General features: G+C 70.2%; 25 protein-coding genes and 2 tRNA genes. 9 read left to right on the plus strand and 18 right to left on the minus strand.

Annotated features, from left to right (window positions below; all coding sequences use genetic code 11):
• Positions 1-25: 25 nt before the first annotated feature.
• From valS to ABIA36_RS16070, 4 genes are all read left to right on the plus strand, one after another.
• Positions 26-2,638 (plus strand): valine--tRNA ligase, encoded by a 2,613-nt coding sequence (gene valS, locus ABIA36_RS16055; RefSeq protein ID WP_369963534.1) that lies wholly within the window; start codon positions 26-28, stop codon positions 2,636-2,638.
• Positions 2,635-3,081: a GNAT family N-acetyltransferase gene (locus ABIA36_RS16060; protein ID WP_369963535.1), complete on the plus strand. Its 447-nt coding sequence runs from the start codon at positions 2,635-2,637 to the stop codon at positions 3,079-3,081. The genes valS and ABIA36_RS16060 overlap by 4 nt, the downstream gene beginning before the upstream one ends.
• 70 nt (positions 3,082-3,151) lie before the next feature.
• Positions 3,152-3,622 (plus strand): N-acetyltransferase family protein, encoded by a 471-nt coding sequence (locus ABIA36_RS16065; RefSeq protein WP_369963536.1) that lies wholly within the window; start codon positions 3,152-3,154, stop codon positions 3,620-3,622.
• Positions 3,622-3,888, plus strand: a complete 267-nt coding sequence (locus tag ABIA36_RS16070) for a hypothetical protein (RefSeq protein ID WP_369963537.1) — start codon at positions 3,622-3,624, stop codon at positions 3,886-3,888. Before ABIA36_RS16065 ends, ABIA36_RS16070 begins: the two co-directional genes overlap by 1 nt.
• A 12-nt stretch (positions 3,889-3,900) precedes the next feature.
• Here the strand turns inward: ABIA36_RS16070 and ABIA36_RS16075 are convergent, their stop codons facing one another.
• The 4 genes from ABIA36_RS16075 to ABIA36_RS16090 form a co-directional block, all read right to left on the minus strand.
• Entirely contained in the window at positions 3,901-4,086 is a 186-nt protein-coding gene (locus ABIA36_RS16075; protein WP_369963538.1) for a hypothetical protein, read from the minus strand.
• Positions 4,083-5,405: an MFS transporter gene (locus ABIA36_RS16080; protein ID WP_369963539.1), complete on the minus strand. Its 1,323-nt coding sequence runs from the start codon at positions 5,403-5,405 to the stop codon at positions 4,083-4,085. Before ABIA36_RS16080 ends, ABIA36_RS16075 begins: the two co-directional genes overlap by 4 nt.
• Positions 5,402-6,097: an ArsR/SmtB family transcription factor gene (locus ABIA36_RS16085; protein WP_369963540.1), complete on the minus strand. Its 696-nt coding sequence runs from the start codon at positions 6,095-6,097 to the stop codon at positions 5,402-5,404. Before ABIA36_RS16085 ends, ABIA36_RS16080 begins: the two co-directional genes overlap by 4 nt.
• Positions 6,098-6,212: 115 nt before the next feature.
• Positions 6,213-7,019 (minus strand): class I SAM-dependent methyltransferase, encoded by an 807-nt coding sequence (locus ABIA36_RS16090; protein ID WP_369963541.1) that lies wholly within the window; start codon positions 7,017-7,019, stop codon positions 6,213-6,215.
• A gap of 75 nt (positions 7,020-7,094) precedes the next feature.
• On the opposite strand from ABIA36_RS16090, the gene ABIA36_RS16095 reads away from it, so the two are divergent.
• Complete coding sequence (locus tag ABIA36_RS16095; protein ID WP_369963542.1) at positions 7,095-9,152, plus strand: M3 family metallopeptidase; 2,058 nt, start codon at positions 7,095-7,097, stop codon at positions 9,150-9,152.
• 80 nt (positions 9,153-9,232) lie between these two features.
• Positions 9,233-10,534 (plus strand): ion channel protein, encoded by a 1,302-nt coding sequence (locus ABIA36_RS16100; protein WP_369963543.1) that lies wholly within the window; start codon positions 9,233-9,235, stop codon positions 10,532-10,534.
• Here ABIA36_RS16100 and clpX read toward each other — a convergent pair.
• The 6 genes from clpX to ABIA36_RS16130 all read right to left on the minus strand — a co-directional run bounded on the left by clpX (position 10,491) and on the right by ABIA36_RS16130 (position 15,629).
• Positions 10,491-11,765, minus strand: coding sequence for an ATP-dependent Clp protease ATP-binding subunit ClpX (gene clpX, locus ABIA36_RS16105; RefSeq protein ID WP_369963544.1), 1,275 nt, complete (start codon positions 11,763-11,765; stop codon positions 10,491-10,493). The genes ABIA36_RS16100 and clpX overlap by 44 nt on opposite strands.
• A gap of 286 nt (positions 11,766-12,051) precedes the next feature.
• Positions 12,052-12,720, minus strand: a complete 669-nt coding sequence (locus ABIA36_RS16110) for an ATP-dependent Clp protease proteolytic subunit (protein ID WP_369963545.1) — start codon at positions 12,718-12,720, stop codon at positions 12,052-12,054.
• Positions 12,721-12,748: 28 nt separating this feature from the next.
• Complete coding sequence (locus ABIA36_RS16115) at positions 12,749-13,342, minus strand: ATP-dependent Clp protease proteolytic subunit (protein ID WP_369963546.1); 594 nt, start codon at positions 13,340-13,342, stop codon at positions 12,749-12,751.
• 113 nt (positions 13,343-13,455) lie between these two features.
• Complete coding sequence (locus ABIA36_RS16120; protein ID WP_369963547.1) at positions 13,456-13,941, minus strand: tetratricopeptide repeat protein; 486 nt, start codon at positions 13,939-13,941, stop codon at positions 13,456-13,458.
• Between the two features lie 149 nt (positions 13,942-14,090).
• A complete protein-coding gene (gene tig, locus ABIA36_RS16125) occupies positions 14,091-15,494 on the minus strand; it encodes a trigger factor (protein WP_369963548.1) in 1,404 nt (467 codons plus the stop codon).
• A 60-nt stretch (positions 15,495-15,554) separates the two neighbouring features.
• A tRNA-Pro gene (locus tag ABIA36_RS16130) sits at positions 15,555-15,629 on the minus strand.
• Positions 15,630-15,729: 100 nt separating this feature from the next.
• Here ABIA36_RS16130 and ABIA36_RS16135 point away from each other — a divergent pair.
• Together ABIA36_RS16135 and ABIA36_RS16140 are read left to right on the plus strand one after the other, a co-directional pair.
• Positions 15,730-15,800, plus strand: a tRNA-Gly gene (locus ABIA36_RS16135).
• Positions 15,801-15,896: 96 nt separating this feature from the next.
• Positions 15,897-16,685 carry a PASTA domain-containing protein gene (locus ABIA36_RS16140; RefSeq protein WP_369963549.1) on the plus strand — a complete coding sequence of 263 codons (789 nt, stop codon included), beginning with the start codon at positions 15,897-15,899 and terminating at the stop codon, positions 16,683-16,685.
• Between the two features lie 9 nt (positions 16,686-16,694).
• Here ABIA36_RS16140 and ABIA36_RS16145 read toward each other — a convergent pair whose 3' ends face one another.
• From ABIA36_RS16145 to ABIA36_RS16170, 6 genes are all read right to left on the minus strand, one after another.
• On the minus strand, positions 16,695-17,351 hold the full coding sequence (locus tag ABIA36_RS16145) for a response regulator (protein WP_369963550.1): 657 nt from the start codon (positions 17,349-17,351) through the stop codon (positions 16,695-16,697).
• Between the two features lie 37 nt (positions 17,352-17,388).
• On the minus strand, positions 17,389-18,810 hold the full coding sequence (locus ABIA36_RS16150) for a sensor histidine kinase (RefSeq protein WP_369963551.1): 1,422 nt from the start codon (positions 18,808-18,810) through the stop codon (positions 17,389-17,391).
• An 83-nt stretch (positions 18,811-18,893) separates the two neighbouring features.
• Entirely contained in the window at positions 18,894-20,342 is a 1,449-nt protein-coding gene (locus ABIA36_RS16155) for an amidohydrolase (RefSeq protein WP_369963552.1), read from the minus strand.
• The gene (locus ABIA36_RS16160; RefSeq protein WP_369963553.1) at positions 20,339-20,977 is read right to left on the minus strand and encodes an FMN-binding negative transcriptional regulator; all 639 of its coding nucleotides are present in this window, start codon (positions 20,975-20,977) and stop codon (positions 20,339-20,341) included. Before ABIA36_RS16160 ends, ABIA36_RS16155 begins: the two co-directional genes overlap by 4 nt.
• 10 nt (positions 20,978-20,987) lie before the next feature.
• Complete coding sequence (locus tag ABIA36_RS16165; protein WP_369963554.1) at positions 20,988-21,962, minus strand: Fpg/Nei family DNA glycosylase; 975 nt, start codon at positions 21,960-21,962, stop codon at positions 20,988-20,990.
• Positions 21,962-22,450 (minus strand): ribose-5-phosphate isomerase, encoded by a 489-nt coding sequence (locus tag ABIA36_RS16170; protein ID WP_369963555.1) that lies wholly within the window; start codon positions 22,448-22,450, stop codon positions 21,962-21,964. The genes ABIA36_RS16165 and ABIA36_RS16170 overlap by 1 nt, the downstream gene beginning before the upstream one ends.
• Before the next feature lie 105 nt (positions 22,451-22,555).
• On the opposite strand from ABIA36_RS16170, the gene pepN reads away from it, so the two are divergent.
• On the plus strand, positions 22,556-25,102 hold the full coding sequence (pepN, locus tag ABIA36_RS16175; protein ID WP_369963556.1) for an aminopeptidase N: 2,547 nt from the start codon (positions 22,556-22,558) through the stop codon (positions 25,100-25,102).
• 62 nt (positions 25,103-25,164) lie between these two features.
• Here pepN and ABIA36_RS16180 read toward each other — a convergent pair whose 3' ends face one another.
• Both ABIA36_RS16180 and ABIA36_RS16185 read right to left on the minus strand, forming a co-directional pair.
• Positions 25,165-25,578: a hypothetical protein gene (locus tag ABIA36_RS16180; protein WP_369963557.1), complete on the minus strand. Its 414-nt coding sequence runs from the start codon at positions 25,576-25,578 to the stop codon at positions 25,165-25,167.
• Positions 25,575-26,609, minus strand: a complete 1,035-nt coding sequence (locus ABIA36_RS16185) for a hypothetical protein (protein ID WP_369963558.1) — start codon at positions 26,607-26,609, stop codon at positions 25,575-25,577. Before ABIA36_RS16185 ends, ABIA36_RS16180 begins: the two co-directional genes overlap by 4 nt.
• Between the last annotated feature and the right edge of the window lie 82 nt (positions 26,610-26,691).

A 26,691-nucleotide genomic window follows, 5' to 3' on the forward strand; every position in this document is an offset into this window, starting at 1 on the left:
GCCGCACATATCGAATCGGAGAGCCATGACCGCCGCGAACCCCGTGCCCGACAAGCCAGCACTCGAAGGCCTGGAGGCCGTCTGGGGCGGTCGCTGGCAGCAGGACGGCACCTTCGAATTCGATCGGGACGGCGCCATCGCCGCCGGCCGCGCCGCGATCTACTCGATCGACACCCCGCCGCCCACGGCCTCCGGCTCGCTGCACATCGGGCACGTGTTCAGCTACACGCACACCGACATCGTGGCCCGCTTCCAGCGCATGCGCGGCAAGCGCGTCTTCTACCCGATGGGCTGGGACGACAACGGCCTGCCGACCGAGCGGCGCGTGCAGAACTACTACGGTGTGCGCTGCGACCCGTCGCTCCCCTACGAGGCGGACTTCGTGCCGCCATTCGAGGGCGGCGACAACAAGAGCTCCAAGGCGGCCGACCAGAAGCCGATCTCGCGGCGCAACTTCATCGAGCTGTGCGAGCGGCTGACGGTGGAGGACGAGAAGCAGTTCGAGGCGCTCTGGCGCACGCTCGGCCTGTCCGTCGACTGGTCGCAGACCTACCGGACCATCGGCCGGGAGGCGCTCCAGACCTCGCAGCTCGCCTTCATCCGCAACGTCGCCCGCGGGGAGGCCTACCAGGCGCTCGCCCCGACGCTGTGGGACATCACCTTCCGCACCGCTGTCGCCCAGGCCGAGCTGGAGGACCGCGAGCAGCCGAGCGCGTACCACCGCGTCGGCTTCCACGGCGCCGACGGCCCCGTCTACATCGAGACCACCCGCCCCGAGCTGCTGCCCGCGTGCGTGGCGCTCGTGGCGCACCCGGACGACGAGCGCTACCAGCCGCTGTTCGGCACGACCGTGCGCACGCCCGTCTTCGGCGTCGACGTGCCCGTGGTCGCCCACCACCTCGCCCAGCCCGACAAGGGCACCGGCATCGCCATGATCTGCACGTTCGGCGACATCACCGACGTGACCTGGTGGCGGGAGCTCGACCTCCCCAACCGCGCGATCATCGGCTTCGACGGCCGCATCCAGACCGAGCCGCCCGCGGCAATCGAGAGCGCGGAGGGCCGCGAGGCGTACGCACAGCTCGCCGGCAAGACCGTCTTCTCGGCCAAGCAGGCCGTCGTGGAGCTGCTGCGCGCCTCCGGCGACCTGGTCGGCGAGCCGAAGCCCATCCAGCACCCGGTCAAGTTCTTCGAGAAGGGCGACAAGCCGCTCGAGATCGTCTCCACCCGCCAGTGGTACGTCAAGAACGGCGCCCGCGACGAGAAGCTGCGCGAGCGGCTCATCGAGCTGGGCCGCAGCCTCGGCTGGCACCCCGACTTCATGCGCGTGCGCTACGAGAACTGGGTCAACGGCCTCACCGGCGACTGGCTCATCTCGCGCCAGCGCTTCTTCGGCGTTCCGATCCCGGTCTGGTACCCGCTGGACGGCGTGGGCAACCCGCTGTTCGACCAGCCGATCCTGCCGGACGAGCACAACCTCCCGGTCGACCCGTCGTCCGACCCGGCGCCCGGGTTCCAGGAGTCGCAGCGCGGCCAGGCCGGCGGCTTCGTCGGCGAGCACGACGTGATGGACACCTGGATGACCTCCTCGCTCACCCCGCAGCTCGCGGGCGGCTGGGTGGACGACCCCGAGCTGTTCCAGGCGGTGTACCCGTTCGACCTGCGCCCGCAGGGCCAGGACATCATCCGCACCTGGCTGTTCTCGACCATGCTGCGCTCGCAGCTCGAGCACGGCGTCGCGCCGTGGACGAACGCCGCGATCTCCGGCTTCATCGTCGACCCCGACCGCAAGAAGATGTCGAAGTCCAAGGGCAACGTGGTGACGCCGGCCGACATCCTGGAGCGGCACGGCTCGGACGCCGTGCGTTACTGGGCAGCCTCTTCGCGGCTCGGCACCGACGCGTCCTTCGACCCGCAGAACCCGACCCAGATCAAGATCGGCCGGCGCCTCGCGATCAAGCTGCTCAACGCGGCCAAGTTCATCCACGGCTTCGACGCCCCGGAGTCGCTCGACCTCGCCCAGGTGACAGCACCGCTCGACCGCAGCATGCTGCAGCAGCTCGCCGACGTCGTGGCCGACGCCACCGCCGCGCTGGAGGGCTACGACCACGCCCGCGCGCTGGAGACGGCCGAGACGTTCTTCTGGACCTTCTGCGACGACTACCTGGAGCTGGTCAAGGAGCGCGCCTACGGCGAGCCCAACGCCGGCCAGGTCTCCGCGGTCGTCGCCCTCCGCACGGCGCTGTCGGCGTTCCTGCGCCTGTTCGCGCCGGTGCTGCCGTTCGCCACCGAGGAGGCGTGGAGCTGGTCCGAGACCGGCTCCGTGCACCTCGCCGCCTGGCCGGAGGCTGCGGACGTGGCGTCGGCGGACTGGGACGACGCCCGCTCCGTCCTCACCGTCGTCGGCCGTGCCCTGACCGGCATCCGCGGCGCCAAGACCGCCGCCAAGGCCTCCCAGCGCACCCCCGTGGACTCGGCCGTCATCGGCGCCCCCGCCGACGAGCTGGCGGCGATCGAATCCGCCGCCGCGGACCTCGCTTCGGTGGGCAGAATCACAGAACTGCGTTTCGTAGCAGCCGACACGCTCGAAGTGACCGATATCCTCCTTGCGCAGACGCTGAGCGAGGAGGAACGATGACGGCTGACGTTCGGCGCGTGGAGGACAACGAGTTCTTCACCTGGCTCGACCTCTACGCCGGGTACGGGGAGTTCTACGAGACGCCCGTGACCGACGAGAAGGCCCTCCTCGTGTGGAGCTGGATCACCGACCCCGAGAACAGCCTCGAGGCGTACTTCGCGGTCGACGCCGAGGGCACCCCGATCGGCCTGGCGCACGTGCGCGAGTTCGCGCGGCCGCTCGACGGCAGCACCGGCCTCTACCTCGACGACCTGTTCGTCGTCCCGGACGCGCGCGGCGAAGGGGCGGGCACGGCCCTGCTCGAGAAGCTCCGCAGCGTGGCCCAGGAGCGCGGGCTGTCCGTCGTCCGCTGGATCACCGCGAAGGACAACGAGACGGCCCGCCGCCTCTACGATCGGGTGGCGGAGAAGACGAAGTGGGTGACCTACGACCTCGTCCCGTGAACGGGTCCGCGATAAGGTCGATACGACTCCCGGACTCCTGAGCCGGGGAGCAAGGCGAACGGAGGGGCTGATGTCGACGGTAGTTCGGCCGGTCAAGGATGGCGACTTCTTCGCCTGGTTGGACCTGTACGCGAAGTACGCGGAGTTCTACGGCACCGAGCTGACCGACCAGAGGGCGCTCGTCCTGTGGTCCTGGCTCACCGACCCCGACCACGAGGAGCAGGGCTTCGTCGCCGTCGACGGCGACCGCATCGTCGGCCTCGCCAACGTGCGCGAGTTCGCCCGGCCGCTGGAAGGCGACCGCGGGCTGTTCCTCGACGACCTGTACGTGCTGGAGGACGAGCGCAGCAAGGGCGTCGGCCACCAGCTCATCGCCGCCGTGCGCGCCCTCGCCGAGGAGCGTCGCCTGGGCGTCGTGCAGTGGATCACCGCGACCGACAACGCCGACGCGCAGCGCGTCTACGACTCCGTCGCGAACAAGACCGCCTGGGTCACCTACGAGATCGACCTCGCCGCCGCACAGAACGCCGAGAGCGCCTGATGCAGCTCGGAACCCGCTGGGCCGTGGGCGAGACCCCGCCCGCGAACCTCCCCGAGGTCGTGACCTACGCCGTCTCCACCGTCGAGGAGGAGCTCACGGCGACCGACGTCGACGCCACCGGGTGGCGCTGGACGCTGACCTGGCTGGAGGGCAACCCGGTCGTCGAGCTCGACGACGGCACGATCGTCCGCTACAACGCGCACGAGGACTCCGCCACGATCACCCAGGTGGTCGAGACCGAGCCCTCGGACTACGACGAGGCGTAACGGGCCTGCGGCTCAGCGCGGGAGCTGCGGCAGCGTGCGCGCCGCCCGGTCGCGGCTCCGCTCGACGGTGGCGACCAGCTCGGCGTGACGATTCTGCCGGGCCGGCTGGCGCATCCCCCACGCGGTGAGGGCGCGACCGAGCCGGAGAGCTGCGCGGTGGCTGAACGGCCGGTGCACGGACACGGCGATGGCGGTCATGATGCGGTTCCTTCCGGGATGGTCTGGACTTCTGGTGACGGGTTCGAGATGTTCCCGTCGGGGTTTTCGTCGGGGTTCTCGTCGGTGGGCGCCTGGCCGTAACGACCGGCGCTGAGCAGCAGGCGCGTCGCGATCAGCGCGAGCACCACCACGACCACGCCGCCGATGAGGAACGGCAGGCGGAGGTCGATGCGGGCGACGAAGCCGCCGAGCACGGTGGCGAGCGGGGTGAGGCCCCAGCCGATGGTGCGGACGATCCCCATCGCCCGGCCGAGGATGGCGCCGGGCACGATCGCCTGGCGCAGCGCGCCCCACGGGACGTTCCACACCGCGACGCCGAAGGCGCCCAGCGCGTAGGCGAGGATGCCGGCCACCACATTGCCGGTGAGCCCGACGCCGAGGAGGCCGACCCCGCCGACGAGCATGGCGGCGTACATCACGCGTCCGCGGCCGAACCGGGCGACGAGCCCGCTCGCGATCAGCGCGCCGGCGAGCGCGCCGACGCCGATGACCGCGGTCACGACGCCGACCAGCGACGGCGGCAGCGCGTAGGTCTGCAGGAGCAGCAGCACGACGCTGCCCTGCGCGAACGCCAGAGCGGACGCGGTGCTCGACGTCAGGACGATCATCTTGCGCAAGAACCGGTCATCCCAGAGGAATCGCACGACGGCGCCCATTCGCGGACGCGGGGCGGCCTCCCCGTCCTCGGAGCCGAACAGGTGCGCCCGCGCCGCCGCGACCGGGATGGTGAGCACGAGCAGCACGGAGATGAGGAAGCCGGCCCCGGTCAGCCAGAGCGGCAGCGCGATCGCGGCGGCGAAGAGGAAGCCGGCGATCGGCGTCGCGATGAAGTTCTGGACGACGATCTCGGCGGACTGCATCCGCCCGTTCGCGCGGTCGAGCCGACTGCGGGCGACCAGGCTCGGCGTCACCGTGGTGGTCGCGTTGTCGAACACGGTCTCGCCCAGGCCGAAGGCCAGCACGCAGGCGTACAGGCTCCAGATCGTCAGCGCGTCGGCGGCGATGAGGACGGCGACGAGGGCGGCCACCGCGAACCGCAGGCCGTTGGCGACGGCCATCGCCACCCGCCGGTCCACGCGGTCCAGCAGCATCCCGGCCGGGATGCCGAACAGCAGCCAGGGCAGGAAGGTGACGGCCGTGAGGCCGGCGATCAGCGCCGGGTCGCGGGTCAGGGTCGTCGCGATCAGCGGGACTGCGGTGCGGCCGATGCCGTCGGCGAGGTTGCTCGCGATGGCGGCGGACCACAACCGGGCGAAGCCGGCGCCGAGGCCGGACGTCGCCGGCGCCGCGGTGCTCATGGCCGCCCCTGCCCGTCCTGGCCACTCTGGCCGCGCTCCCCCTGGCCGCGCTCCCCCTGGCCGCGCTGCTCCTGCTCCACGAGCGGGAAGGCGTTGAACTGCACCTGGATGCGCTTGCGGTCGTCCGCCGGCTCGGCCTTCCACTTCTCCTTGAGCCGGTTGAGCAGCTTGTAGTACTCGGTCGCCACCTCGGCGAGCTGTTCGCGGCTCACCTCCAGGTGGGAGGTGGACAGCGCGGAGGCCCCCACCCACTCCGGCCCGAACGTGTCGAGACCGCGGCGCAGGAACGCGTTGAGCCGGCGCTCGTTGTTCTGCTGCCAGCTCAGCGAGATCTGCTCGGTGACCTCCCGGCCGGCGGCCGTCTCGAGCGTGTCGGCGCCGCCGATGGTGACGCCGCCCGGCGCCATCCTCCACCAGCGCTCGCGGCCGCTACCGCGTTCGCTGTCCTCGATGATGATGTCGTGCTTGGCGAGCTGCCGCAGGTGGTAGCTGGTCGCCCCGCTGGACTCCCCCAGCCGCTCCGCCAGCATGGAGGCGGTGGCCGGGCCGAAGTCGGACAGCTCGTTCATGATCTCGACGCGCAGCGGGTGCGCGAGGGCGCGGAGGGCAGGCATGCCGAGGGACTCGAAGTGCGGCTCGTACGAGTCGGGCGCGTTCGAGGTCTCGGCGGGGTTCGCGTCGTCGGTGGACATGACACCAGAGTAGCGATGCAAAGACTTCTTTGCAAGCGTTTCTTTGCAAGACAGAGTTTGCAACCAAACCTTTGCATTTGGCGCGGACGGCGCCCCGGGCAGAACGCCGACCCGGTCAGCCGCGCGCGATGATCTCCCCGTGCGGCATCCCGTACCAGCCGGTCGGGTCGGCGGCCCACTCCAGCCAGGCGCGGGACACGGTGTCGAGGGTGGCCGCGTCCGCAACGCCCGCCTCGCGCGCCTGCGCGCCCCAGTCGGACTCCGTGACCCGCTCGCTCCACAGCTCGGCCCACCAGCGCCGCTCCTCGTCCGAGGCGAAGCACCACACCGAGGCGGAGCTGGTCACGTGCGAGAATCCGGCCTCGAGTGCCCGTGTCCGCAGGAAGCGGCCGGCCAACGGCTCGCCGCCGTTGCCGCGCTGCACGTCCTGCGTGATCCGCATCCACTCGGCCAGGCCGGGAAGCTGCGGCGCCCACATCGTGCCGCCCCAGTCGACGTCGCACGCGAGGACGAAACCGCCCGGTCGCACAACGCGCCGGAACTCCCGCAGCACGGCCACCGGGTCCGAGAGATGCTGCAGCACCTGATGCGCATGGACCACGTCGAAGGAGTCGTCCGGGAAGTCGAGGGCGCACGCGTCGCCCACGGCGAACGACACACCGCTCGCCCCGCATCGCGCCGCGGCATCCGTCGCGTGCTCCACGATGTCGGCGCTCCGGTCGACGCCGACCACCGTGCCCGGCGCCACGCGCTCCGCGATGTCGAACGTCAGCGTCCCCGGGCCGCTGCCCACGTCGAGCACGGTCATCCCCGGGCGGAGGCGTGCCTCGAAATACGCGCCCGAATTGGCCAGATTCCGCCACTCGTGGGACCGGAGAACACTCTCGTGATGACCGTGCATATAGCGGTCGACGATCTTCATGCCATCATCGTAGGTCGGGCTCGACGAGCGTCACGGAATCCCGGATGAACGTTTCGAGGCCCCTAGGCTGAGGGCATGGCCGACTCCTCGAACCCCTTCCTCTCGCCCAGCCCGCTCCCCTACCAGCTCCCGCCGTTCGCCGACATCCGCGACGAGCACTACCGCCCCGCCTTCGAGCAGGGCTTCGAGGAGCAGCTCGCGGAGGTCGAGGCCATCGCGTCCTCGCCCGACGAGCCGACCTTCGAGAACACGATGCTCGCTCTGGAACGGTCGGGGCAGGTGCTGCAGCGCGTCGCCGAGGCGTTCTTCAACAAGAGCTCGTCCGACAGCACCGACTTCACGAACGCCCTGGAGGAGGAGATCGCGCCCCTGCTCTCCGCGCACCAGGACGCTATCCGGCTGAACCCCGCGCTCTACGCACGCCTGGCGGCGCTGCACGAGCGTCGCCACGACCTCGGGCTCGACCCGGAGGGCGTCTACCTCATCGAGCGGTACTTCACCGAGTTCACCCTCGCCGGTGCCGGGCTCGACGAGGAGCAGAAGGAGCGGCTGCGGGAGTACAACCAGCGACTGTCCACCCTGACCACGCGTTTCGAGAAGAACCTGCTCGCCGACACCAACGAACTCGCCGTCGTGTTCGACTCGGCCGAGGAGCTGGACGGCCTCGGTGAGGGCGAGCTCTCGGCCGCCGCGGAGGCCGCCCGCGAGCGAGGACTCGACGGCAAGTACGTGGTCACGCTGGTGCTGCCGACCGGCCACCCGTGGCTCGCCAGCCTCACCGACCGCCGCTCGCGCGAGCGGATCATGGCCGCCTCCCGCTCTCGTGGCATCCACGGCGGCGAGCACGACAACCGCGACCTGGTGCTGGAGATCACGCGCCTGCGCGCGGAGCGCGCCCGCCTGCTCGGCTTCGACACGCACGCCGCCTTCGTCACGGCGGACGAGACGGCGCGCACACCGCAGGCCGTCGCCGACATGCTCGGCCGGCTCGCACCGGCCGCGGCCCGCAACGCACGCGCCGAGCAGGCCGACCTCCAGCGGCAGGCCGTGCTCTCCGGGCAGCTCGGCGAGGGCGAGACTGTCGAGGCGTGGGACTGGGCGAAGCTCACCGACGCCGTGCGTCAGGCGACCTACGATGTCGACTTCGCGGCGATGCGCCCGTACTTCGAGGCGGAGCGGGTGCTGCGCGACGGCGTCTTCTACGCCGCGACCAAGCTGTACGGCATCACCTTCGAGGAGCGGCCCGACCTGGTCGCCTACCACCCGGACGCACGCGTGTTCGAGGTCCGCAACGAGGACGGCTCCGGGCTCGGCCTGTACCTCCTCGACCTCTACACGCGGGACTCCAAGCGCGGCGGCGCGTGGATGAACCCGCTGATCTCGCAGTCGGAGCTGCTGGGCTATCCGACCGTGGTGGTCAACAACCTCAACGTCCCGAAGCCGGCGCCGGGCGAACCCACCCTGCTCACCTACGACGAGACGAACACGCTGTTCCACGAGTTCGGGCACGCCCTGCACGGCCTGTTCGCGCGCGTCACCTACCCCAAGTTCGCGGGGACGAACGTGTTCCGGGACTTCGTGGAGTTCCCCAGCCAGGTGAACGAGATGTGGATGCTCTGGCCCGAGATCGTCTCCAACTACGCGGTGCACCACGAGACCGGCGAGCGGATGCCGCAGGAGCTGATCGACAAGCTGCACGCCTCCGAGTCGTTCAACGAGGGCTTCGCGACCAGCGAGTACCTGGCCGCGGCACTGCTCGACCAGGCCTGGCACGCCATCACCGCCGACGACGCGGTGACCGACGTCGCCGCGTTCGAGGCGGCGGCCCTCGCGGCCGTCGGTCTCGACAACCCGGCCGTGCCGCCCCGCTACGCGAGCACGTACTTCGCCCACACCTTCTCCGGCGGGTACGACGCGGGCTACTACTCCTACATCTGGAGCGAGGTGCTCGACGCGGACACGGTCGAGTGGTTCACCGAGAACGGCGGACTCACGCGCGAGAACGGCGACCGCTTCCGCAGCCGCCTGCTCGGCGTCGGCGGCTCGAAGGACCCGCTGGAGGCCTACCGCGACTTCCGCGGCCGCGACGCGGTCATCGAGCCGCTGCTGAAGCGCCGCGGCCTCGACGGCTGAGCCGGCCCCGGCCACGGCAGCCCTAGCCCCCTTCCCGCGCGAAGCTCTACCCTGAGCGCATCCGTGCGGGAAGGGGCGCCATGACCACTGCCGAGCCGGAACTCGCCACGCCGTCCGTCCGCCAGCTCGTCCTGCTCTCGATCCCGGCCGTCGTCATCGGCGTGGTCAGCGCCCTGACGCTGTGGGTGGTCGACGAGGTCGCCGCCGTGATCGACGACGGAGTCTGGACCACGCTGCCGAAGGCGCTCGGCGTCGCCCCGTCGTCGGGATGGTGGACGTTCCTGATCCTCACCGTGACGGGTCTCGCGGTCGGCCTGACCGTCTGGCTGGTCCCGGGCCACGGCGGTCCCGACTCCGCCACGACCGACCTCGTCGCCGCGCCGCTGCGGATCGGGGTCGTGCCGTCGCTCGCCCTCGCTGCGGTCCTCGGTCTGGCCGGCGGCGTGAGCCTCGGGCCGGAGAACCCGATCATCGCGATCAACGTCAGCATCCTGGTGACGCTGGTCGGGAGGCTGTGGAAGGCCGTGCCCGCGCGGCTGGTCATGCTGATGGCGGCCTCCGGGACCATCGGCGCCCTGTTCGGCACGCCGGTGGCCGCGGCTCTCGTCTTCACCGGGATCGTCGCCGCGGTGAAGGGCGGCGGCGCGCTCTGGGACAAACTCTTCCTGCCCCTGGTCGCGGCCGCGGCGGGGTCGCTGACGATGACGCTGCTCGCGCACCCGCACCTCGCCATCCCGATGCCGGCGTACACGCAGGTGACCGGGTGGGATGTGCTCGCCGCGCTGATCATCGGCGTGGTCTCCACCGCGCTCGGCCTGCTCGGCGCCGTGCTGTTCCCGCTGCTCCACCGGGGTTTCCACGCCCTCCGGCACCCGCTGCTGATCACTCTCGCTGGCGGCGTCGTGCTCGGCCTGCTCGGCGCGCTCGGCGGACCGATCACGCTGTTCAAGGGGCTGGAGCAGATGGGCACGCTCGTCGTGAACCGCGCCGACTACTCCGTGGGCCAGATCGTGCTGATCATCCTCGTCAAATTGGCCGCGCTGCTGGTCGCGGCCAGTGCCGGGTTCCGCGGGGGTCGTGTCTTCCCGGCCGTGTTCATCGGGGCGGCCCTGGGAACGCTCGCCAGCGCGCTCGTGCCGGCCGTTCCGCTCCCGGTCGCTGTGGCCGCCGGGGTGCTCGGGATCACGCTCGCCGTCACCCGGGACGGCTGGATCGCCATCTTCGTCGGCGTCGCCGTCACTCAGAACCTGCTGGTGCTGCCCATTCTGTCGCTCGCCGTGCTTCCGGCGTGGCTGATGGTGACGAGAGCGCCCGAGTTCCTGATCAAGCCGGCGACGGTTACGCGGACTTCTCCTCGCGCCGCGGACGGTGCGGGACGATAGTCGGCGCGGCGTTCTCGAGCACGGCCTCCCGGGTGACCACGACCCGTGCGACCTCGGAGCTGGACGGCACCTCGAACATGATCGGGCCGAGCACCTCCTCCATGATCGCGCGCAGGCCGCGGGCGCCGGTCTTCCGGAGCACCGCGAGGTCGGCGATGGCCTCCAGCGCCGACTGCTCGAACTCGAGCTGCACGCCGTCGAGCTCGAACATGCGCTGGTACTGACGCACGAGCGCGTTCTTCGGCACGGTCAGGATCTGCATGAGGGCGTCCTGGTCGAGCGGCGTCACCGTCGTCACGACCGGGAGACGGCCGATGAACTCCGGGATGAGCCCGAACTTGTGCAGGTCCTCCGGCAGCACCTCGGAGAAGAGGTTGATGTCGTCGCCCTTGGAGTGCAGCGGGGCGCCGAAGCCGATGCCCTTCTTGCCCGCACGCGAGGAGATGATGTCCTCCAGCCCGGCGAAGGCGCCGGCGACGATGAACAGGACGTTCGTCGTGTCGATCTGGATGAACTCCTGGTGCGGGTGCTTGCGACCGCCCTGCGGCGGAACGGAGGCGACGGTGCCCTCCAGGATCTTGAGCAGCGCCTGCTGGACGCCCTCGCCCGAGACGTCGCGCGTGATCGACGGGTTCTCGGCCTTGCGGGCGATCTTGTCGACCTCGTCGATGTAGATGATGCCGGTCTCGGCGCGCTTGACGTCGTAGTCGGCGGCCTGGATGAGCTTCAGCAGGATGTTCTCGACGTCTTCGCCGACGTAGCCGGCCTCCGTCAGCGCCGTGGCGTCGGCGACCGCGAACGGTACGTTGAGCCGGCGCGCGAGCGTCTGAGCCAGGTAGGTCTTGCCGCAGCCGGTCGGGCCGATCAGCAGGATGTTCGACTTGGCGATCTCGACGTCGTCCATGGCGTCGGCGGACGTGAGGGTCTGCTTGGCCCGCACGCGCTTGTAGTGGTTGTAGACGGCGACGGCCAGGGCGCGCTTGGCCTGCTCCTGACCGATGACGTACTCCTCGAGGAAGCCGAAGATCTCCTTCGGTTTCGGGAGGTCGAACTCACCCGAGGCTTCTTCGCCCGCTTCGGCGAGCCGCTCCTCGATGATCTCGTTGCAGAGCTCGACGCACTCGTCGCAGATGTACACGCCAGGACCGGCGATCAGCTGCTGAACCTGCTTCTGGCTCTTGCCACAGAAGGAACACTTGAGCAGATCGGCGCTCTCCCCGATGCGTGCCATCCGCCTCCCCCTCCTTCTTCGGGTGTCTCCGTCGAGCCTAACCCGAGACGGCGACATTGGCGCGCACCGGACACGATTCGACACGCGGGCCCCTTATGCCACGAGCAGACGCGGTGCCAGGCCCCGCAGGACCGCTGCCGAATGTGCGAATCGCGATTCGTGACGAATCGCGACGTTCGCGGCGGCAAACGCGACATTCGTGACGAATGTGACGCTTAGCAGACGCACGCTCCCGGACGCGCGAACGCCCCCGTCCGGCGGGACGGGGGCGTTCGGGACTCGGAGGCTACTTGACGAGCGCCGGCAGCGTCTTGCGGCTGGTCAGCACCTGGTCGATGAGGCCGTACTCCAGGGCCTCCTCGGCGGAGAGGATCTTGTCGCGGTCGATGTCCTTGTTGACCTGGGCGACCGAGCGGTTGGAGTGCTTGGCGAGCGTCTCCTCGAGCCAGGTGCGCATGCGCATGATCTCGTTGGCCTGGATCTCGATGTCGGACGCCTGCCCCTGACCGGCCTCGCCGACGGCGGGCTGGTGGATGAGGATGCGCGCGTTCGGCAGCGCCAGGCGCTTGCCCGGGGTGCCGGCCGCGGTCAGCACGGCCGCGGCGGAGGCCGCCTGGCCGAGCACAACGGTCTGGATCTGCGGGCGGATGTACTGCATCGTGTCGTAGATCGCCGTCATGGCCGTGAACGAGCCGCCGGGCGAGTTGATGTACATGACGATGTCGCGGTCCGGGTCCTGGCTCTCGAGCACGAGGAGCTGGGCCATGATGTCGTCCGCCGACGCGTCGTCGACCTGCACGCCGAGGAAGATGATGCGGTCCTCGAAGAGCTTCGCGTACGGGTCCTGGCGCTTGTAGCCGTAGGCCGTGCGCTCCTCGAACGAGGGGAGGATGTAGCGGGAGCCTGGCGCCTGCACGCCGCTGAAGGCCGACCCGCCGAGCATGGGGGTGTTCATAGTGATGTCCTTGTCCTTCCGGCGTCTGCTACTTGGCGTCCTGGTCGGTTCCGCCGCCGCCGGAGACGTCCAGCGCGGACTCCCGGATGTGGTCGACGAAGCCGTAGTCCAGGGCCTCCTGGGCGCTGAACCAGCGGTCGCGGTCGCCGTCGGCGTTGATCTGCTCGACCGACTTGCCGGTCGCCGACGCCGTGATCTCGGCCAGGCGCTTCTTCATGTCGAGGATGAGCTGGGCCTGGGTCTGGATGTCGCTGGCGGTGCCGCCGAAGCCGCCGTGCGGCTGGTGGAGCAGCACGCGGGCGTTCGGCGTGATGTACCGCTTGCCCTTGGTGCCGGCCGTCAGCAGGAGCTGACCCATCGAGGCGGCCATGCCGATGCCGACCGTGACGATGTCGTTCGGGACGAACTGCATGGTGTCGTAGATGGCCATACCCGCGGTGATCGAGCCGCCGGGCGAGTTGATGTAGAGGTAGATGTCCCGCTTGGGGTCTTCTGCGGCGAGGAGCAGCAGCTTCGCGGCGATCTCGTTGGCGTTCTCGTCGCGCACCTCGGAACCGAGCCAGATGATCCGGTCCTTCAGCAGTCTGTCGAAAACATTGGGCTGGATACCCATGTCGGCCATGTTCGCTCCGTTTCCTTTGTCGCTTGGGATCGAATCTATCGGAGCGGGGAACGCTTTACCCCGCTGTTCGCCCTGGGCAGAGCGGGTGTCGCGCCGGTCCGGAGCGCACGGCGTCAGTCGTCGTCGAGCGCGGCCGCGTAGGCCTCCACCGCGCGGCCGTACTGCGGCAGGTGCGGGACGAGCGCGCGCAGCGCCTGGCGCAGCGCGTCGGCCGGGAGGCCGTCGTCGAACAGCGCCAGCGCGGCGAAGGCGCGGGCGGCGTCGGCGAGCGGATGGTCCGGCTCGGCGGCGAGGAAATCGCGCAGCAGCGCCAGCGCGTCGCCCGGCCGGCCGAGGTTGCGGAGCGTGCTGGCGAGCTGGACGATCGCCTGCCCGCGCTCCGGCTCGGCGAGCCCGTTCGCGAGGGCCGCGCGGTAGAGCGGCTCGGCCTCGGCCTCCCGGCCGGCGAAGTCGCGGGCGCCCGCGGCCTCGAAGAGTGCCACCGGGTCGTCGGCCGGGCGTTCGGCGACGAGCGCGTCGATCGCCGCCACCGTGGCCTGCTCGCCCACCTCGTGGGCCGTGGCCCACACCGCGTCCACCCGCTGCCGCCAGTCGTCCATCGTGGTTCCTCCTCGACGTCGCCAGGCTAGCAACGACCTGGCAGGACACGCCGCGACGGCCTACCTCGAGACGGCGTGTTCTGCCAGGTGGATGCCCGGACAGCACGAAGGCCGGGTCCTTGGGGACCCGGCCTTCGTGGGAAGAGGTGTTACTCGGCCTTCTTCTTGGCGGCGCGCTTCTTCGGCTTCTCCTCGGCGGCCGGCTCCTCGGCCGGCTCCTCGGCCGGGGCCTCGGCAGCGGCCGTGTCGTCGTCCGACGCGGTCTCGTCCTCGTCCTCGGGGAGGGCGACGAACTCGGTGAGGTCGACCTTCTTGCCGTTGGTGTCGACGACCTCGGTCTTGCCGAGGATGATCGCGAGCGCCTTGTTGCGGGCGACCTCGCCGACCATCGACGGGATCTGGCCGTTCTCGCTGAGGATCTTCACGAACTCGTTCGGGTCCATGCCGTACTGGGCGGCACCCTGCACGAGGTACTGGGTGAGCTCGTCCTGGCTGACCTTGACGTTCTCCGCCTGCGCGACCTCGTCGAGGAGGATCTGCGTGCGGAAGGTCTTCTCGCTCGACTCGGTGACCTCGGCGCGGTGCTCGTCGTCCTCGAGGCGGTTCTCCTGCTCGAGGTGACGGTGCACCTCGTCCTCGACCAGGGAGGCCGGGACGGGGATCTCGACCAGCTCGAGCAGCTTGTCGACGAGCTGGTCGCGCGCCGCGGTGCCCTGACCGAACGCCTTGGCGCGCTCGACCTGAGCGCGCAGGCTGGTGCGGAGCTCGCCGATGGTGTCGAACTCGCTGGCGATCTGCGCGAAGTCGTCGTCGGCCTCCGGGAGCTCGCGCTCCTTGACGGCGTTGAGGGTGACGGTGATCTGCGCGTTCTCGCCCTCGTGGTCGCCGCCCATGAGCGGGGCCTCGAAGGTGGTGGTCTCGCCGGCGGTCAGCGTGTCGAGCGCCTCGTCGATGCCCTCGATGAGCTCGCCGGAGCCGATCTCGTAGGAGATGTTCGCGGCGGTGTCGACCTCCTCGCCGCCGATGACGGCGACCAGGTCGATCTGCGCGAAGTCGCCGGACTTGGCCGGGCGGTCCACGGTCACGAGCGTGCCGAAGCGGCTGCGCAGGCGGTCCAGCTCCTCCTCGACGTCGTCGACGGACACCTCGGCGGCGTCGACGGTGAGGGTGATGTCGCCGAAGTCGGGAAGGGTGACCTCGGGACGGGTGTCGACCTCGATGGTGAGCAGAAGGTCACCCGAGAAGTCGCTCTCGCTGGGCCACTCGGTGATGTCCGCCTCCGGACGGCCGAGCGGACGCACGTCGTTCTCCTCGACCGCCTGGCGGTAGAAGGAGTCGAGCCCCTCGTTGACCGCGTGCTCCAGAACGGCGGCCTTGCCGACCCGCTGGTCGATGATGGGCGGCGGCACCTTGCCCTTGCGGAAACCGGGGATGCTCACCTGCTCCGCGATGTGCTCGTAGGCGTGCTTGATGGACGGCTGCAGTTCCTCCGGCGTCACCGAGATGATGAGCTTGGTGCGCGTGGGGCTGAGCTTCTCGACCGTGGTCTTCACGATGTCTGGGTTCTCCTGAATGTTCGAACGATGGTCTACTCGCAAGGAACGAGGTCCTCGTCGGGGCGACAGGATTCGAACCTGCGACCTCCCGCTCCCAAAGCGGGCGCTCTAGCCAAGCTGAGCTACGCCCCGGCTTCAAGCGGTGCGAAAGACCGTGCGCAAGTCTACTGCACGCGGGCATCCCCCCGCGTGTACTACGATGGTCGACGGCCGTCCGCAGAGGACGGCCTTCGGGGATGTAGCTCAATGGTAGAGCCTCAGTCTTCCAAACTGATTACGCGGGTTCGATTCCCGTCATCCCCTCCGTTTCTCCCCCGTCATCGCCTGCCCCCCCCAAATTGGGTGAGGCATCCTCATGTTTTGCGGCGTTAGCCTTCCCGCGTCGAGGGGGTGCTTGCGATGGCGCACGCGAAGAGACGATGGAACGGGCTGACGACCGGAGCCGTGGCGCTCCTGCTGGTCCTGGGCGGAGTGACGGCGTGCTCGGCGGGCGATGCGCCCGCGGGCCAGAACACCTCGGCGGCCCCGAATGCCGCCGCGACGAGCACTCCCACCCCGAGCGCCACTCCCACGCCCCCGCCGGTGGTGACCGCGAACCATGTCGGCGAGACCTCGGATCAGGCGCTCGCCGAGCTCACGGAGCAGGGGCTGCTGGTGTCGTTCGCGGACACCTCGGGTCAGGCCCTGACGAGCCAGCAGGGCTGGTCCGTCGTCGGGCAGGACCCACCCGCCGGCGCGTCGGTGCCCGAAGGCTCCTGGGTCAAGCTGATTCTCCGCGCTCCTGTGGTGACCGCCAGCCACGTGGGCGAGACTTCGGACCAGGCGGCGGCCGAGCTCACGCAGCAGGGGCTGCTGGTGTTGTTCGCGGACACCTCGGGTCAGGCCCTGGCGAGCCAGCCGGGCTGGTCCGTCGTCGGTCAGGATCCGCCGGCCGGAACGTCGTTGCGCGCCGGGTCGTCGGTCAAGCTGATCCTCAGCCCGCCCGCTCCGCCCCCGCCTCCCGCTCCGCCGGCGCCCGCGCCGGCCGACAGCGGCTCGGACTCCGGCTCGGGTTCGAGTTCCGGCTCCGAACAGGCCGTTCCAGCGGGCGGCCCGACAGCGAAGTGCAACGATGGGACGCTCTCCTACTCGGCGCACCACCAGGGCACCTGCTCGCACCATGGCGGGGTCGCGGTCTGGTACAAGTGAGGACCGATCTCATCGCTGCAAGTACGCCAGTACCGCCAGCACCCGCCGGTGGTCGTCGCCCGAGTCCTCCAGCGCCAGCTTCTGGAAGATCGACGTCACGTTCTTCTCCACTGCGCCGACGCCGATGACCAGGCGGGAGGCTATCGCCGCGTTCGTTCGGCCCTCCGCCATCAGCGTCAGCACGTCGCGCTCCCGCGGTGTCAGCGCAGCCAGCGGGTCCGTGCGCCGCACCAGCAGCTCGCGCACCACCTCCGGGTCGAGCACTGTGCCGCCGGCGGCGACGCGGGTCACCGCGTCGCGGAGTTCGTCCAGGGAGGCGATCCGGTCTTTCAGGAGGTAGCCGGTGCCGCCGCGGCCGCTCGCCAGGAGCTCCTCGGCGTAGGTGCCCTCCACGTACTGGCTGAGCAGCAGCACGCCCACCGAAGGGAACGACGCCCGTAGCGTGAGGGCGGCGCGGACGCCCTCGTCGCGGAAGGTGGGCGGCATCCGCACGTCCAGCACCGCCACGTCCGGAGCGAGGTCCGGGAGGGCGGCGAGCAGCGCGTCGGCGTCGCCGAACGCTCCCACGGTGACGAAGCCGGCCTCGTCGAACAGGCGGATGAGGCCCTCGCGGAGGAGCACGGAGTCGTCGGCGACGACGACGCGGAGGGGCGCGGGTGTTGGCACCCCTCCACCCTAGAGCCGAGGGCCCAAGGCCCGGCCTCTACGCCAGCGGCAGCCGTGCCCCGATCACGGTCGGGCCGCCTTCCGGGCTGTCCACCAGCAGCTCCCCGCGCAACCCGTGGACTCGCTCCACCAGGCCACTCAGCCCGTGCCCGGGCACGATCACAGCGCCACCCCGGCCGTTGTCGGTCAGCCAGACCGAGAGCCACGGGTCACCCGCAGCGTCGACGGTCCGCTCCAGGACCAGCCGCCCGGCGGTCGCGCCGGAGTGCTTCGCCAGGTTCGCCGCCAGCTCGGCCAGCACGTAGTAGGCGTTGCGCTCCACCTCTGGGCTGAAGCGCTCCCCCGGTTCCAGCGTGGACTCCACCGTCACGGGCACCGTGCTGCGCGCGGCGAGCGAGTCGACCGCCGCGCCGAGGCCGCGGTCCTGGAGGATCGGCGGGGCGAAGCCGCGGGAGAGGGCGTGCAGCTCCTCCAGGGTGTCGCCGGCCTGTTTCCGGGCTTCGGCGAGCAGGGAGGCGGCCGCCTCCGGATCATCGGACAGCTTGCGCTCGGCGGCGGCGATGTCCATCTGCAGGCGGATCAGGCGCTGCTGCGGGCCGTCGTGGAGGTCGCGCTCCAGACGGCGCAGCGACTGGTCCTCGGCGGCGACGGCGGCGCCGCGCTGAGCCGACAGGTCGGCGATCTCGCGCTGGAGGGCCTCCGACGGCCACGCGCCGAGCAGGCCACGGGCGACGGCGTGGTGCAGCAGGGTGAGGGCGCGGGTGACGAACGGCAGGGTCGCGGCGAACAGGACGCCGGCGATCAGGTACAGGACGGCGTCGCCGACCGCTGGGTCGAAGGTCGAGTGGGTGCGGAAGACGGCGTCCGCTACCACCCGGGACAGGAAGAAGTCGCGGGTCCCGTTGGGGATGAAGCCGAGCCAGATCCAGCCGGTCAGGCCGCCCAGCGCCACCGAGGCCCAGGTGACGGTGATGCTCCAGGTGATGACGCTGACGATCGGGTTGACGATCACGCCGTGCAGCAGGTACAGCCAGTAGTGGCCGTTCGCCCAGGGGCCGAAGAGGATGCGCCAGAAGGTGCGGGGCCTGTCGTCCTCCCACACCGGTCGCGGGATCGCCGGCCGCCCCGCCCAGTCCAGCCGGGTCAGCTCCACCACGCCGAACGCGCGGGCCGTGTAGAACGTGGCCAGGACGATGAAGAAGCCGACGTAGATCACGATGGTGCCGATGCCCGTCCAGAACAGCGACCACAGCACGGACAGCCCGATGATCGCGATCGGCATGGTCAGCAGCAGGAAGCCGAGCTCGCGCGGGACGCCGCGCCACAGCGACCCGTACGACGTACGGGAGGCGGCGCTCGGGGCGGCGGAGGAGGCGATCACGGTGTCCACCCTGGCAGACGCGGCTGCCGGGTCGGGGACGGTGCCCGCGGGCAGCGGGACGGCGGTCGGTTCGTTCATGCTTCCAGCCTCGCGAAGGGACGCGCGCGGCCCCATACCGCGACCCTCCCGAAACGTGCGGGGGTTATCCCCCTCCGGTCGCGTCAGGCGAGCGCGTTGTGCGTGAAGCGTCCGGCGAGCAGGGTCGCGGCGACCGGCATGCCGCGCAGCCCGTCCGGCATCGCCGCGAACGGGTCGGCCTCCACGACGGCGAGGTCCGCCGGCTCCCCTACGGTCACCCGCGTGCGCGTCGACGCGTCCAGCGCCGCCTCCACCGGGATGCGCTGCTCGGGATGCCACGGCTCCCGGCCGTCGCGGGTGCGACCGACCGCGGACGCGATGGCCGCCCACGGGTCGAGCGGGGCGACCGGAGCGTCGGAGCCGAAGGCGAGCCGCGCGCCGGACGCGAGCAGCGACGCCAGCGGGAACGCGTCGCCGGTGCGGCCGGCCCAGAGCCGGTCGGCGACGTCGCGGTCGTCCATCGCGTGCTCGGGCTGGACGCTCGCCACCACTCCGAACGCGGCGAAGCGCGGGACGTCGGCCGGGTCGATGAGCTGTGCGTGCTCGATGCGGCCTCCCGCGCCGACGGCCTCGAACGCGTCCAGCGCGAGCCGGTTGGCTTCGTCGCCGATCGCGTGGACGGCCGGCTCGATCCCGTTGTCCACGGCGAACCGGAGGTCGGCCGCCAGCTCGTCGGGGGTGAGATTCGCGACGCCGTGGCCGCCGTCGGCATACGGGTGCAGGCACAGTGCGGTGCGGGTGTTCAGCGAGCCGTCCGAAATCACCTTGAACGGGCCCATCGTGAGGAGGCCGTCCGTCCCGTCCACGGCATGGCCGGTTCGGAGGCCCAGGGCGACCGCGTCGGCCATCCGGTCGCGGTAGACACCGAACTCGACGCGCAGCGCTCGGGACCCCGCGGCGAACCGGCGCGTCCAGACCTCCAGGTTCCAGCCGTACTCCAGGTCCACGATGCCGACAACGCCGCGCGTCGCCGCCTGCTCGGCGGCCTCTGCAGCCCACCGGTCCAGCGTCGTCTCGTCGGACGGAGTGAGCCGGCTGGTCAGGGCGAAGCTCTCGTCCTCCCGCAGCAGCGCGCCTTCCGCGTCGGGGGCGAAGCGCGCGAACGCCGCGGTGTTCAGCCACGAGCAGTGCAGGTCTCCCGCGATCAGCACCACCGGTCGCTCCCCCGCCGCCTCGTCGAGCAGCTCTCGGGTCGGGAGGTCGGGCCACAGCGCGTCGTGGAAACCGAAGCCGACGAGCACGTCCGTCCCGGGGTCCGCCTCCGCGCGCGAGCGCACCAGGGCGGCCGCCTCGGCCGCCGACGTCGCGCGCGACACGTCCAGGCGGCGCGCGGTCTGCGCCCACTGGGTGAAGTGCACGTGCTGGTCCCACAGCCCCGGAGTCAGCCAACGCCCGTCGAGCGGGATGCGCTCCAGGCTCCGCTCGCCGGCGACCCCGGCCGGGTGGATGGACGCAATGCGGCCGTCGGCGACCGTCACGTCCACGCGCCGGCCCGCCCCGGGCAGTCGCGCGTCCGCCAGGACGAACGTCATCGCGCCGCGCGGCGGCGGTCGTGCACCAGCGTCATCTCGCGCAGCAGCGTCGGGCTCGCGTAGGGCGAGTCGCCGCCGAGCTCGGCCATGATCGAGTCGACGATGTGGTCGGGCCGGTTCTGGCTCATCTTCTGCTTCGCCACGATCTTCGTCGGCGTCAGCCGCACGCCGACCGTGCCGGAGGAGATGCGCTCGGCGTAGCGCTCGTCCTCCAGGGTGCCGCGCATCTGTCGCGGGTCCGGCAGTTCGCGCTCGAAGTGGTCGACCAGTTTCTCCAGCACCTGGAGGTTCTCCTCCGGGCTCAGCAGCTCGGGCACGCCGGAGAGGTGGACGGCGACGAAGTTCCACGTCGGCACGGCCGGGTCGGCGTCGTACCAGGACGAGGAGATGTAGCCGTGCGGGCCCTGGAGGATCACCAGCAGCTCGTGCTCGCCCAGCTCGTGGAGCTGCTCGTCGGGACGGCCGACGTGGCTCACGATCGTCAGCTCGTCGCGGGTGTCGTCCAGAATGACCGGGTAGTGCGAGGCGACCAGCCCGGTGGAGGCGTTGCTCACGAAGGTGCCCCACGGGTTCTCGCGGATGATCCGCTCGATCTCGGCGCGGTCGGTCAGCGTGAAGCTGGGGTTCTGACGCACGAACGTCTCCTCACTTCTGATCCTGGGGGCACCAGTACAGCTTGCGGCCGCCCAGCTCCTCCATGACGATGTGCGTTCCACACACCCGGCAGGGCAGGCCCTCGCGCTTGTAGACCCAGTGCCGGTCCTCGCGCTTGGCCATGGCCTTGCGGAACGACTCCTCGTCCAGGTCGTCCATCGTCATCATCTGGCCGGTCTCGACGCCGATCCTCAGCAGGTGCACCCAGTCGCGCCACAACGCCCGGACGGTGTCCTCCGGGACGAGCTTGCCGGGCGTGTGCGGGTTCTGGCGCGCGCGGAAGAGCAGCTCGGCGCGGTACACGTTGCCGATGCCGCTCACGACGCTCTGGTCCATCAGCAGCAGGGCGATGGCGGTCGGCTTCTTGCGGACCTTCGCGACGAAGGCCTCCTCTGCCCCCGGGCCGTCGTCCACCTGCGGGTCGGGGCCGAGCTTGGCGATCACGGCGTCCACCTCGGCGGGGTCGAGCACCTCGCACGCGGTCGGGCCGCGGAGGTCGGCGACGGCCGTGTCCGTGAGGAGCCGGACGCGCACCTGACCGATCGGCTCCGGCGGGAAGACGTCGATGTCGGCCTCCACCTTCTCGGACTCCGACATGCGCAGCCGGGTGCGGCGGGGAGCGCCGATGGAGTGCAGGGAGTTCTCGCCGGCCTCGTCGAGGACTGTCCCCGTCTGGTTGGTCTGCCCCATCCGACCGTTCGCGCTCGCGATGGTCGGGTCGATGCTGATGTCGCCCGCGAAGTCCCAGGCGCCGTAGATGCCGAGGTGGACGCGCAGCCAGAGCTCGTTGTCGAACTCGAGGAACATCTGCTTGCCGACCGCCTTCGCGGCGATCATCGTGTGCCCGTCGATGCGCTTCGCGTCCTCGGCGAACCGGCCCTGCGGGGAGGACACCGCGACGCGGTGCCCGACGAAGTTGACGGCGAACTGCTTCGCGATCCGGTGGACGGAGTGGCCCTCGGGCATCAGCGGTCCACGTTCTTGCCCGCGATGTCGCCGGTGGCCTCGTACTCCGCGAGCTGGGCGATGCGGCGCACGTGGCGCTCCTCGAGCGAGAACGGGGTGGCGATGAAGAGGTCGATGAAGCGGGTGGCCTCCTCGACGGTGTGCTGGCGCGCGCCGATCGAGATCACGTTGGCGTCGTTGTGCTGGCGGGCGAGCTCTGCGGTGCTCTCGTTCCAGACCAGCGCGGCGCGGACGCCGAGCACCTTGTTCGCCGCGATCTGCTCGCCGTTGCCGGAGCCGCCGAACACCACTCCGAGGGCCTTCACGCCGGCCTGCTGGTCGCGGACGACACCCTTGGCCGCGTTGATGCAGAACGCCGGGTAGTCGTCGATCGGGTCGTACTCGGTCGGGCCGTGGTCGACCACCTCGTGACCGGCCTCCGTGAGGTGCGCCTGCAGGTGCGTGCTGAACTCGAGACCGGCGTGATCGGTGGCGATGTGGATGCGCATGCGAACAGTCTAGGGAAGGCCGCCGACGCCGCCGTCGTCGCGTCAGTAAGGTGGTTCCGGTGGACACGATCCACACCCCCCGATCCGCTTTTCAAGGAGTCAGCGTTGCCCGGAGAAAACCTCACCCGCATCGAAGCCCAGGAGCGCGCGTCGCTCGTCCGCACCCACAGCTACGACGTCGCGCTCGACCTGACGACCGGGCCGGAGACCTTCCGCAGCACAACGACCGTGCGCTTCTCCGCGACCGAGGGTGCGTCCACGTTCATCGACGCGATCACGCGGACCGTCCACTCCGTCACGCTGAACGGCGTCGAGCTCGACCCCGTTGCGGTCTCGGACGGCGTGCGCATCCAGCTCGACGGCCTCCAGGCGGAGAACACGCTGACCGTCGACGCCGACGCGATCTACACCAACACCGGTGAGGGCCTGCACCGCTTCGTCGACCCGGTGGACGGCGAGGTGTACCTCTACTCCCAGTTCGAGGTGCCGGACTCCCGCCGCATGTTCGCGGTGTTCGAGCAGCCCGACCTCAAGGCCGAGTTCACGTTCACCGTGACGGCCCCCGCGCACTGGGCGGTCGTGAGCAACTCCCCCACCCCCGAGCCCGTCGACGCCGCAGAGGGCGCCAAGACCTGGTCCTTCGCCCCGACGTCGGTCATCTCCTCCTACATCACGGCGCTCATCGCCGGCCCGTACGAGTCGGTGCACAGCGAGCTGACCAGCCGCGACGGCCGCACCATCCCGCTCGGCGTGTACGCGCGCAAGAGCCTCGCCGAGTACCTCGACGCCGACTACATCTTCGAGAAGACCCGCGAGGGCTTCGCGTTCTACGAGGAGAAGTTCGACTACGCGTACCCGTTCGAGAAGTACGACCAGCTGTTCGTGCCCGAATTCAACGCGGGCGCGATGGAGAACGCCGGCGCGGTGACCTTCACCGAGACCTACGTGTTCCGCTCCAAGGTCACCGACGCGATCAAGGAGCGCCGGGTCGTCACGATCCTGCACGAGCTCGCCCACATGTGGTTCGGCGACCTGGTCACCATGAAGTGGTGGAACGACCTCTGGCTGAACGAGTCGTTCGCCGAGTACGCCTCCACCCTCGCCACCGCCGAGGCGACCGAGTGGACCGAGGCGTGGACGACCTTCGCCGCAATGGAGAAGAGCTGGGCGTACCGCCAGGACCAGCTGCCCTCCACCCACCCGATCGTCGCCACGATCAACGACCTTGAGGACGTCCAGGTCAACTTCGACGGCATCACCTACGCCAAGGGCGCCTCGGTGCTCAAGCAGCTCGTCGCGTGGGTCGGCCAGGAGGACTTCCTCGCCGGCGTCGCGCAGTACTTCAAGAAGCACCAGCACGGCAACACCGAGCTGACCGACCTCCTGGTCGAGCTGGAGGCCACCAGCGGCCGCGACCTCACCGAGTGGTCGAAGAAGTGGCTGGAGACCGCGGGCGTCAACACCCTCCGCCCGGAGCTGACGGTGGACGCCGACGGCACGATCACCGCCTTCGCGATCCTCCAGTCTGCCGCCGCCGACTACCCGACGATCCGCCCGCACCGCCTCGCGGTCGGCTTCTACGACCTGGTTGGGGGCCGCCTGGTCCGCACCTCGCGCATCGAGCTGGACGTGGACGGCGAGCGGACCGAGGTCGCCGAGCTGGTCGGGCAGAAGCGCCCGGCGCTCATCCTCCTCAACGACGACGACCTCGCCTACGCGAAGATCCGCCTGGACGAGGACTCGCACCGTGTCGCCCTGGAGCACCTGTCCTCGATCGAGAGCCCGCTCGCGCGCTCGCTGGTCTGGGGCGCGGTCTGGGACGCCACTCGCGACGCCGAGACGCCCGCGAGCGACTACGTGCGCCTCGTGCTCGGCAACATCGCGTCGGAGACCGAGTCCACGACGCTGCGCACCACGCTCAACCAGCTCGTGCTCGCCGCCGGCAGCTATGTCGCGCCCGAGCGCCAGAAGCAGACGAGCGAGGAGGCTGCGGCCGCGCTCTGGGAGCTCGCGCAGCAGGCCGAGGCCGGCAGCGACGCGCAGTTCCAGTTCGTGAAGTTCTTCGCGGCGCTGGCCTCCACCCCCGAGCAGCTCGCGAACGTCGCCGCCCTGCGCGACGGCACGGCGACCCTCCCGGGCCTGACGGTGGACACGGACCTGGCGTGGGAGCTGCTCATCGCGCTCGTCGCCGGCGGGGCCGCGGGCAACGCCGAGGTGGACGCCGCCCTCGCGGAGGACAACACCGCGAACGGCGCGCAGTTCGCCGCTCAGGCGCGTGCGTCGATCCCGACGCTCGCCGGCAAGCAGGCGGCCTGGGACTCGGTGTTCGGCTCGGACGCGCTGCCGAACACGATCGTCCGCTTCACCGGCCTCGGCTTCCAGCGCGCGGCCGACAAGGAGGTGCTCGCGTCCTTCGTCGCGCCGTACTTCGCCGCGCTGCAGGACGTCTGGGCGTCGCGCACGTACAAGATCGCGGAGTACCTCGTCGCGGGCATGTACCCGGCGCCGCTCGCGAACGCCGAGCTGCGCGACGCGACGCGCGCGTGGCTCGACGCGAACCCGGAGCCGGCGGCGCTGCGCCGCCTCGTGGTCGAGAACCTCGCGGGCGTCGAGCGGGCGCTCGCGGCGCAGGAGCGCGACGCTCAGGCGTAACGGTCGTTGAGACGGAAACGGGGAGTCCGGTCGACCGGCCAGGGCTCCCCGTTTCGTCGGCATCAGTCGGGTGAGGGCGTTGCCGTCCCGTCGACGACCTCCGCGACCCTCCGCCACTCGTCGTCGGTGACGGACGGGTCGAGGAACTCGACCACGAAGCGGTCCGAGCGAAATCCTGACCTGGCCAGGTTGTACGTCTCGGCTTGCGCCAGCGTGTAGGTGCTGAACTTCATGATCCGCACTCGCTCCGACTCCGCCGCCCTCTCGCAGCCGAAGCGGCTCGGGCATACCTTTTCGGTCACATCTTCGGGCAATTCCAACGGCGGGAGGAGGTAGGCGTCTGAGCCGAACCCGTCACGTGGATCGAGCATCGCGCGCGCGTCGAGGAGACTGCAGGACGATAGGGCTAGTGCGCATACGATGCCAAGTCCTGCGGCGATCGTTGCTCGCTTGTAGATGCGCTCGAATATGCTCACTTCCAATTGCAGCCTTGAGCGTTCCACAGCCAGTTTGGATTCGAAGGTCGCGCCGTCTCGAAATCCCACCACACCCCGGACATCCACACGGCGTAGCCGAACTGGGCGTGGCACTTGTACTGCTGTTCAATCGTCGCGCTCACCGGAGTGGGCGGGAAGTTGCGCCACTCCGTCCAGCCCTGGTTCTTCACGATCTCGATTCCGACAATGCCCTGCGTGTAGACGGCGGCACCCCACGCAGAAAGATGGGTCGACCAGACGCTTGCACCGTTGTATCCGTTGTGGCCCGGCCGGTTCATCCAATAGCCGGCCAGCAGCCCGCCGCCCACCTCCGGATCGGCCACCACCGGATACGCGGTCGACGCGTCATGCTCGACCACCTGGGTCAGCACTCCGCCGTCGACCTCGAAGTGCGTCGGCACCTCGTCGCCGTCGGCGTCCTTCGCCCACGCGGGAAGCACGCCGCCCTGGAACCCGCCGTCCGCGTCCCGGATGACGATCATGCCGCCATTCAGCTGCTCCAGGTAGCCGCCGGCGGGAAGCGCGATCGTGTAGTCGAAGCGCTTCGGGGCGGAGGCGTTGTCGATGACCGTGGTGATCTGGACGCTTCCGTCCTCCTTGACCACGGGGACCGTCGTCGTGCCGTTGCGGTTGTCGTAGGAGACGATTCCGTCCGCCTCCACAATCGCGCGCCGCGCCTGCTCGGCGAACGGGAGGCCGATCGAGATCTCGATGCCGATGTGTTCGACGGCGAGTGAGAGGTCGTCGCGCGGATCGTTCGGGATCGCGACGTCCGTCGCGCCGACGCGTTCGTCGATCGCGAATTCGCCGCTCTCCGTCGTCTCGACGCTCGCGACGTGGCTGAGCACATCCGACGTGTCTGTGGGTAAGGCTCCTGCCCCCTCGCTCGCAGAAGCGAGCGCGTCCATGACGTCGCTCATGTCCTCGTGGGCGTGCGCGGGCGAACAGAGTCCCAGGGTCAGCGCTCCCGCTGCAGCAGCGGCGATCGCGATTTTCGTGCGGTGGTGCATGGTGATCCAATCGGTCGACGACGTCGTCCCTCGCCAACCTAGGTCTCGGCATTGTCACAAATCAACCCATTGCACCTCATGC

This window comes from Leifsonia sp. EB34, assembly GCF_041260585.1.
Lineage (GTDB): Bacteria > Actinomycetota > Actinomycetes > Actinomycetales > Microbacteriaceae > Leifsonia.

Excerpts from the sequence above, each read along its gene's own strand:
- ABIA36_RS16080 (WP_369963539.1), bottom strand. The coding sequence starts at position 5,405 with ATGAGCACCGCGGCGCCGGCGACGTCCGGCCTCGGCGCCGGCTTCGCC.
- ABIA36_RS16060 (WP_369963535.1), top strand. The coding sequence starts at position 2,635 with ATGACGGCTGACGTTCGGCGCGTGGAGGACAACGAGTTCTTCACCTGG.
- ABIA36_RS16140 (WP_369963549.1), top strand. The coding sequence starts at position 15,897 with ATGGCGCACGCGAAGAGACGATGGAACGGGCTGACGACCGGAGCCGTG.
- ABIA36_RS16110 (WP_369963545.1), bottom strand. The coding sequence starts at position 12,720 with ATGAACACCCCCATGCTCGGCGGGTCGGCCTTCAGCGGCGTGCAGGCG.
- ABIA36_RS16115 (WP_369963546.1), bottom strand. The coding sequence starts at position 13,342 with ATGGCCGACATGGGTATCCAGCCCAATGTTTTCGACAGACTGCTGAAG.
- ABIA36_RS16085 (WP_369963540.1), bottom strand. The coding sequence starts at position 6,097 with ATGTCCACCGACGACGCGAACCCCGCCGAGACCTCGAACGCGCCCGAC.
- valS (WP_369963534.1), top strand. The coding sequence starts at position 26 with ATGACCGCCGCGAACCCCGTGCCCGACAAGCCAGCACTCGAAGGCCTG.
- ABIA36_RS16100 (WP_369963543.1), top strand. The coding sequence starts at position 9,233 with ATGACCACTGCCGAGCCGGAACTCGCCACGCCGTCCGTCCGCCAGCTC.
- ABIA36_RS16155 (WP_369963552.1), bottom strand. The coding sequence starts at position 20,342 with ATGACGTTCGTCCTGGCGGACGCGCGACTGCCCGGGGCGGGCCGGCGC.
- ABIA36_RS16120 (WP_369963547.1), bottom strand. The coding sequence starts at position 13,941 with ATGGACGACTGGCGGCAGCGGGTGGACGCGGTGTGGGCCACGGCCCAC.
- ABIA36_RS16165 (WP_369963554.1), bottom strand. The coding sequence starts at position 21,962 with ATGCCCGAGGGCCACTCCGTCCACCGGATCGCGAAGCAGTTCGCCGTC.
- ABIA36_RS16150 (WP_369963551.1), bottom strand. The coding sequence starts at position 18,810 with ATGAACGAACCGACCGCCGTCCCGCTGCCCGCGGGCACCGTCCCCGAC.
- ABIA36_RS16170 (WP_369963555.1), bottom strand. The coding sequence starts at position 22,450 with ATGCGCATCCACATCGCCACCGATCACGCCGGTCTCGAGTTCAGCACG.
- ABIA36_RS16095 (WP_369963542.1), top strand. The coding sequence starts at position 7,095 with ATGGCCGACTCCTCGAACCCCTTCCTCTCGCCCAGCCCGCTCCCCTAC.
- ABIA36_RS16075 (WP_369963538.1), bottom strand. The coding sequence starts at position 4,086 with ATGACCGCCATCGCCGTGTCCGTGCACCGGCCGTTCAGCCACCGCGCA.
- ABIA36_RS16090 (WP_369963541.1), bottom strand. The coding sequence starts at position 7,019 with ATGAAGATCGTCGACCGCTATATGCACGGTCATCACGAGAGTGTTCTC.
- ABIA36_RS16065 (WP_369963536.1), top strand. The coding sequence starts at position 3,152 with ATGTCGACGGTAGTTCGGCCGGTCAAGGATGGCGACTTCTTCGCCTGG.
- ABIA36_RS16185 (WP_369963558.1), bottom strand. The coding sequence starts at position 26,609 with ATGCACCACCGCACGAAAATCGCGATCGCCGCTGCTGCAGCGGGAGCG.
- clpX (WP_369963544.1), bottom strand. The coding sequence starts at position 11,765 with ATGGCACGCATCGGGGAGAGCGCCGATCTGCTCAAGTGTTCCTTCTGT.
- ABIA36_RS16070 (WP_369963537.1), top strand. The coding sequence starts at position 3,622 with ATGCAGCTCGGAACCCGCTGGGCCGTGGGCGAGACCCCGCCCGCGAAC.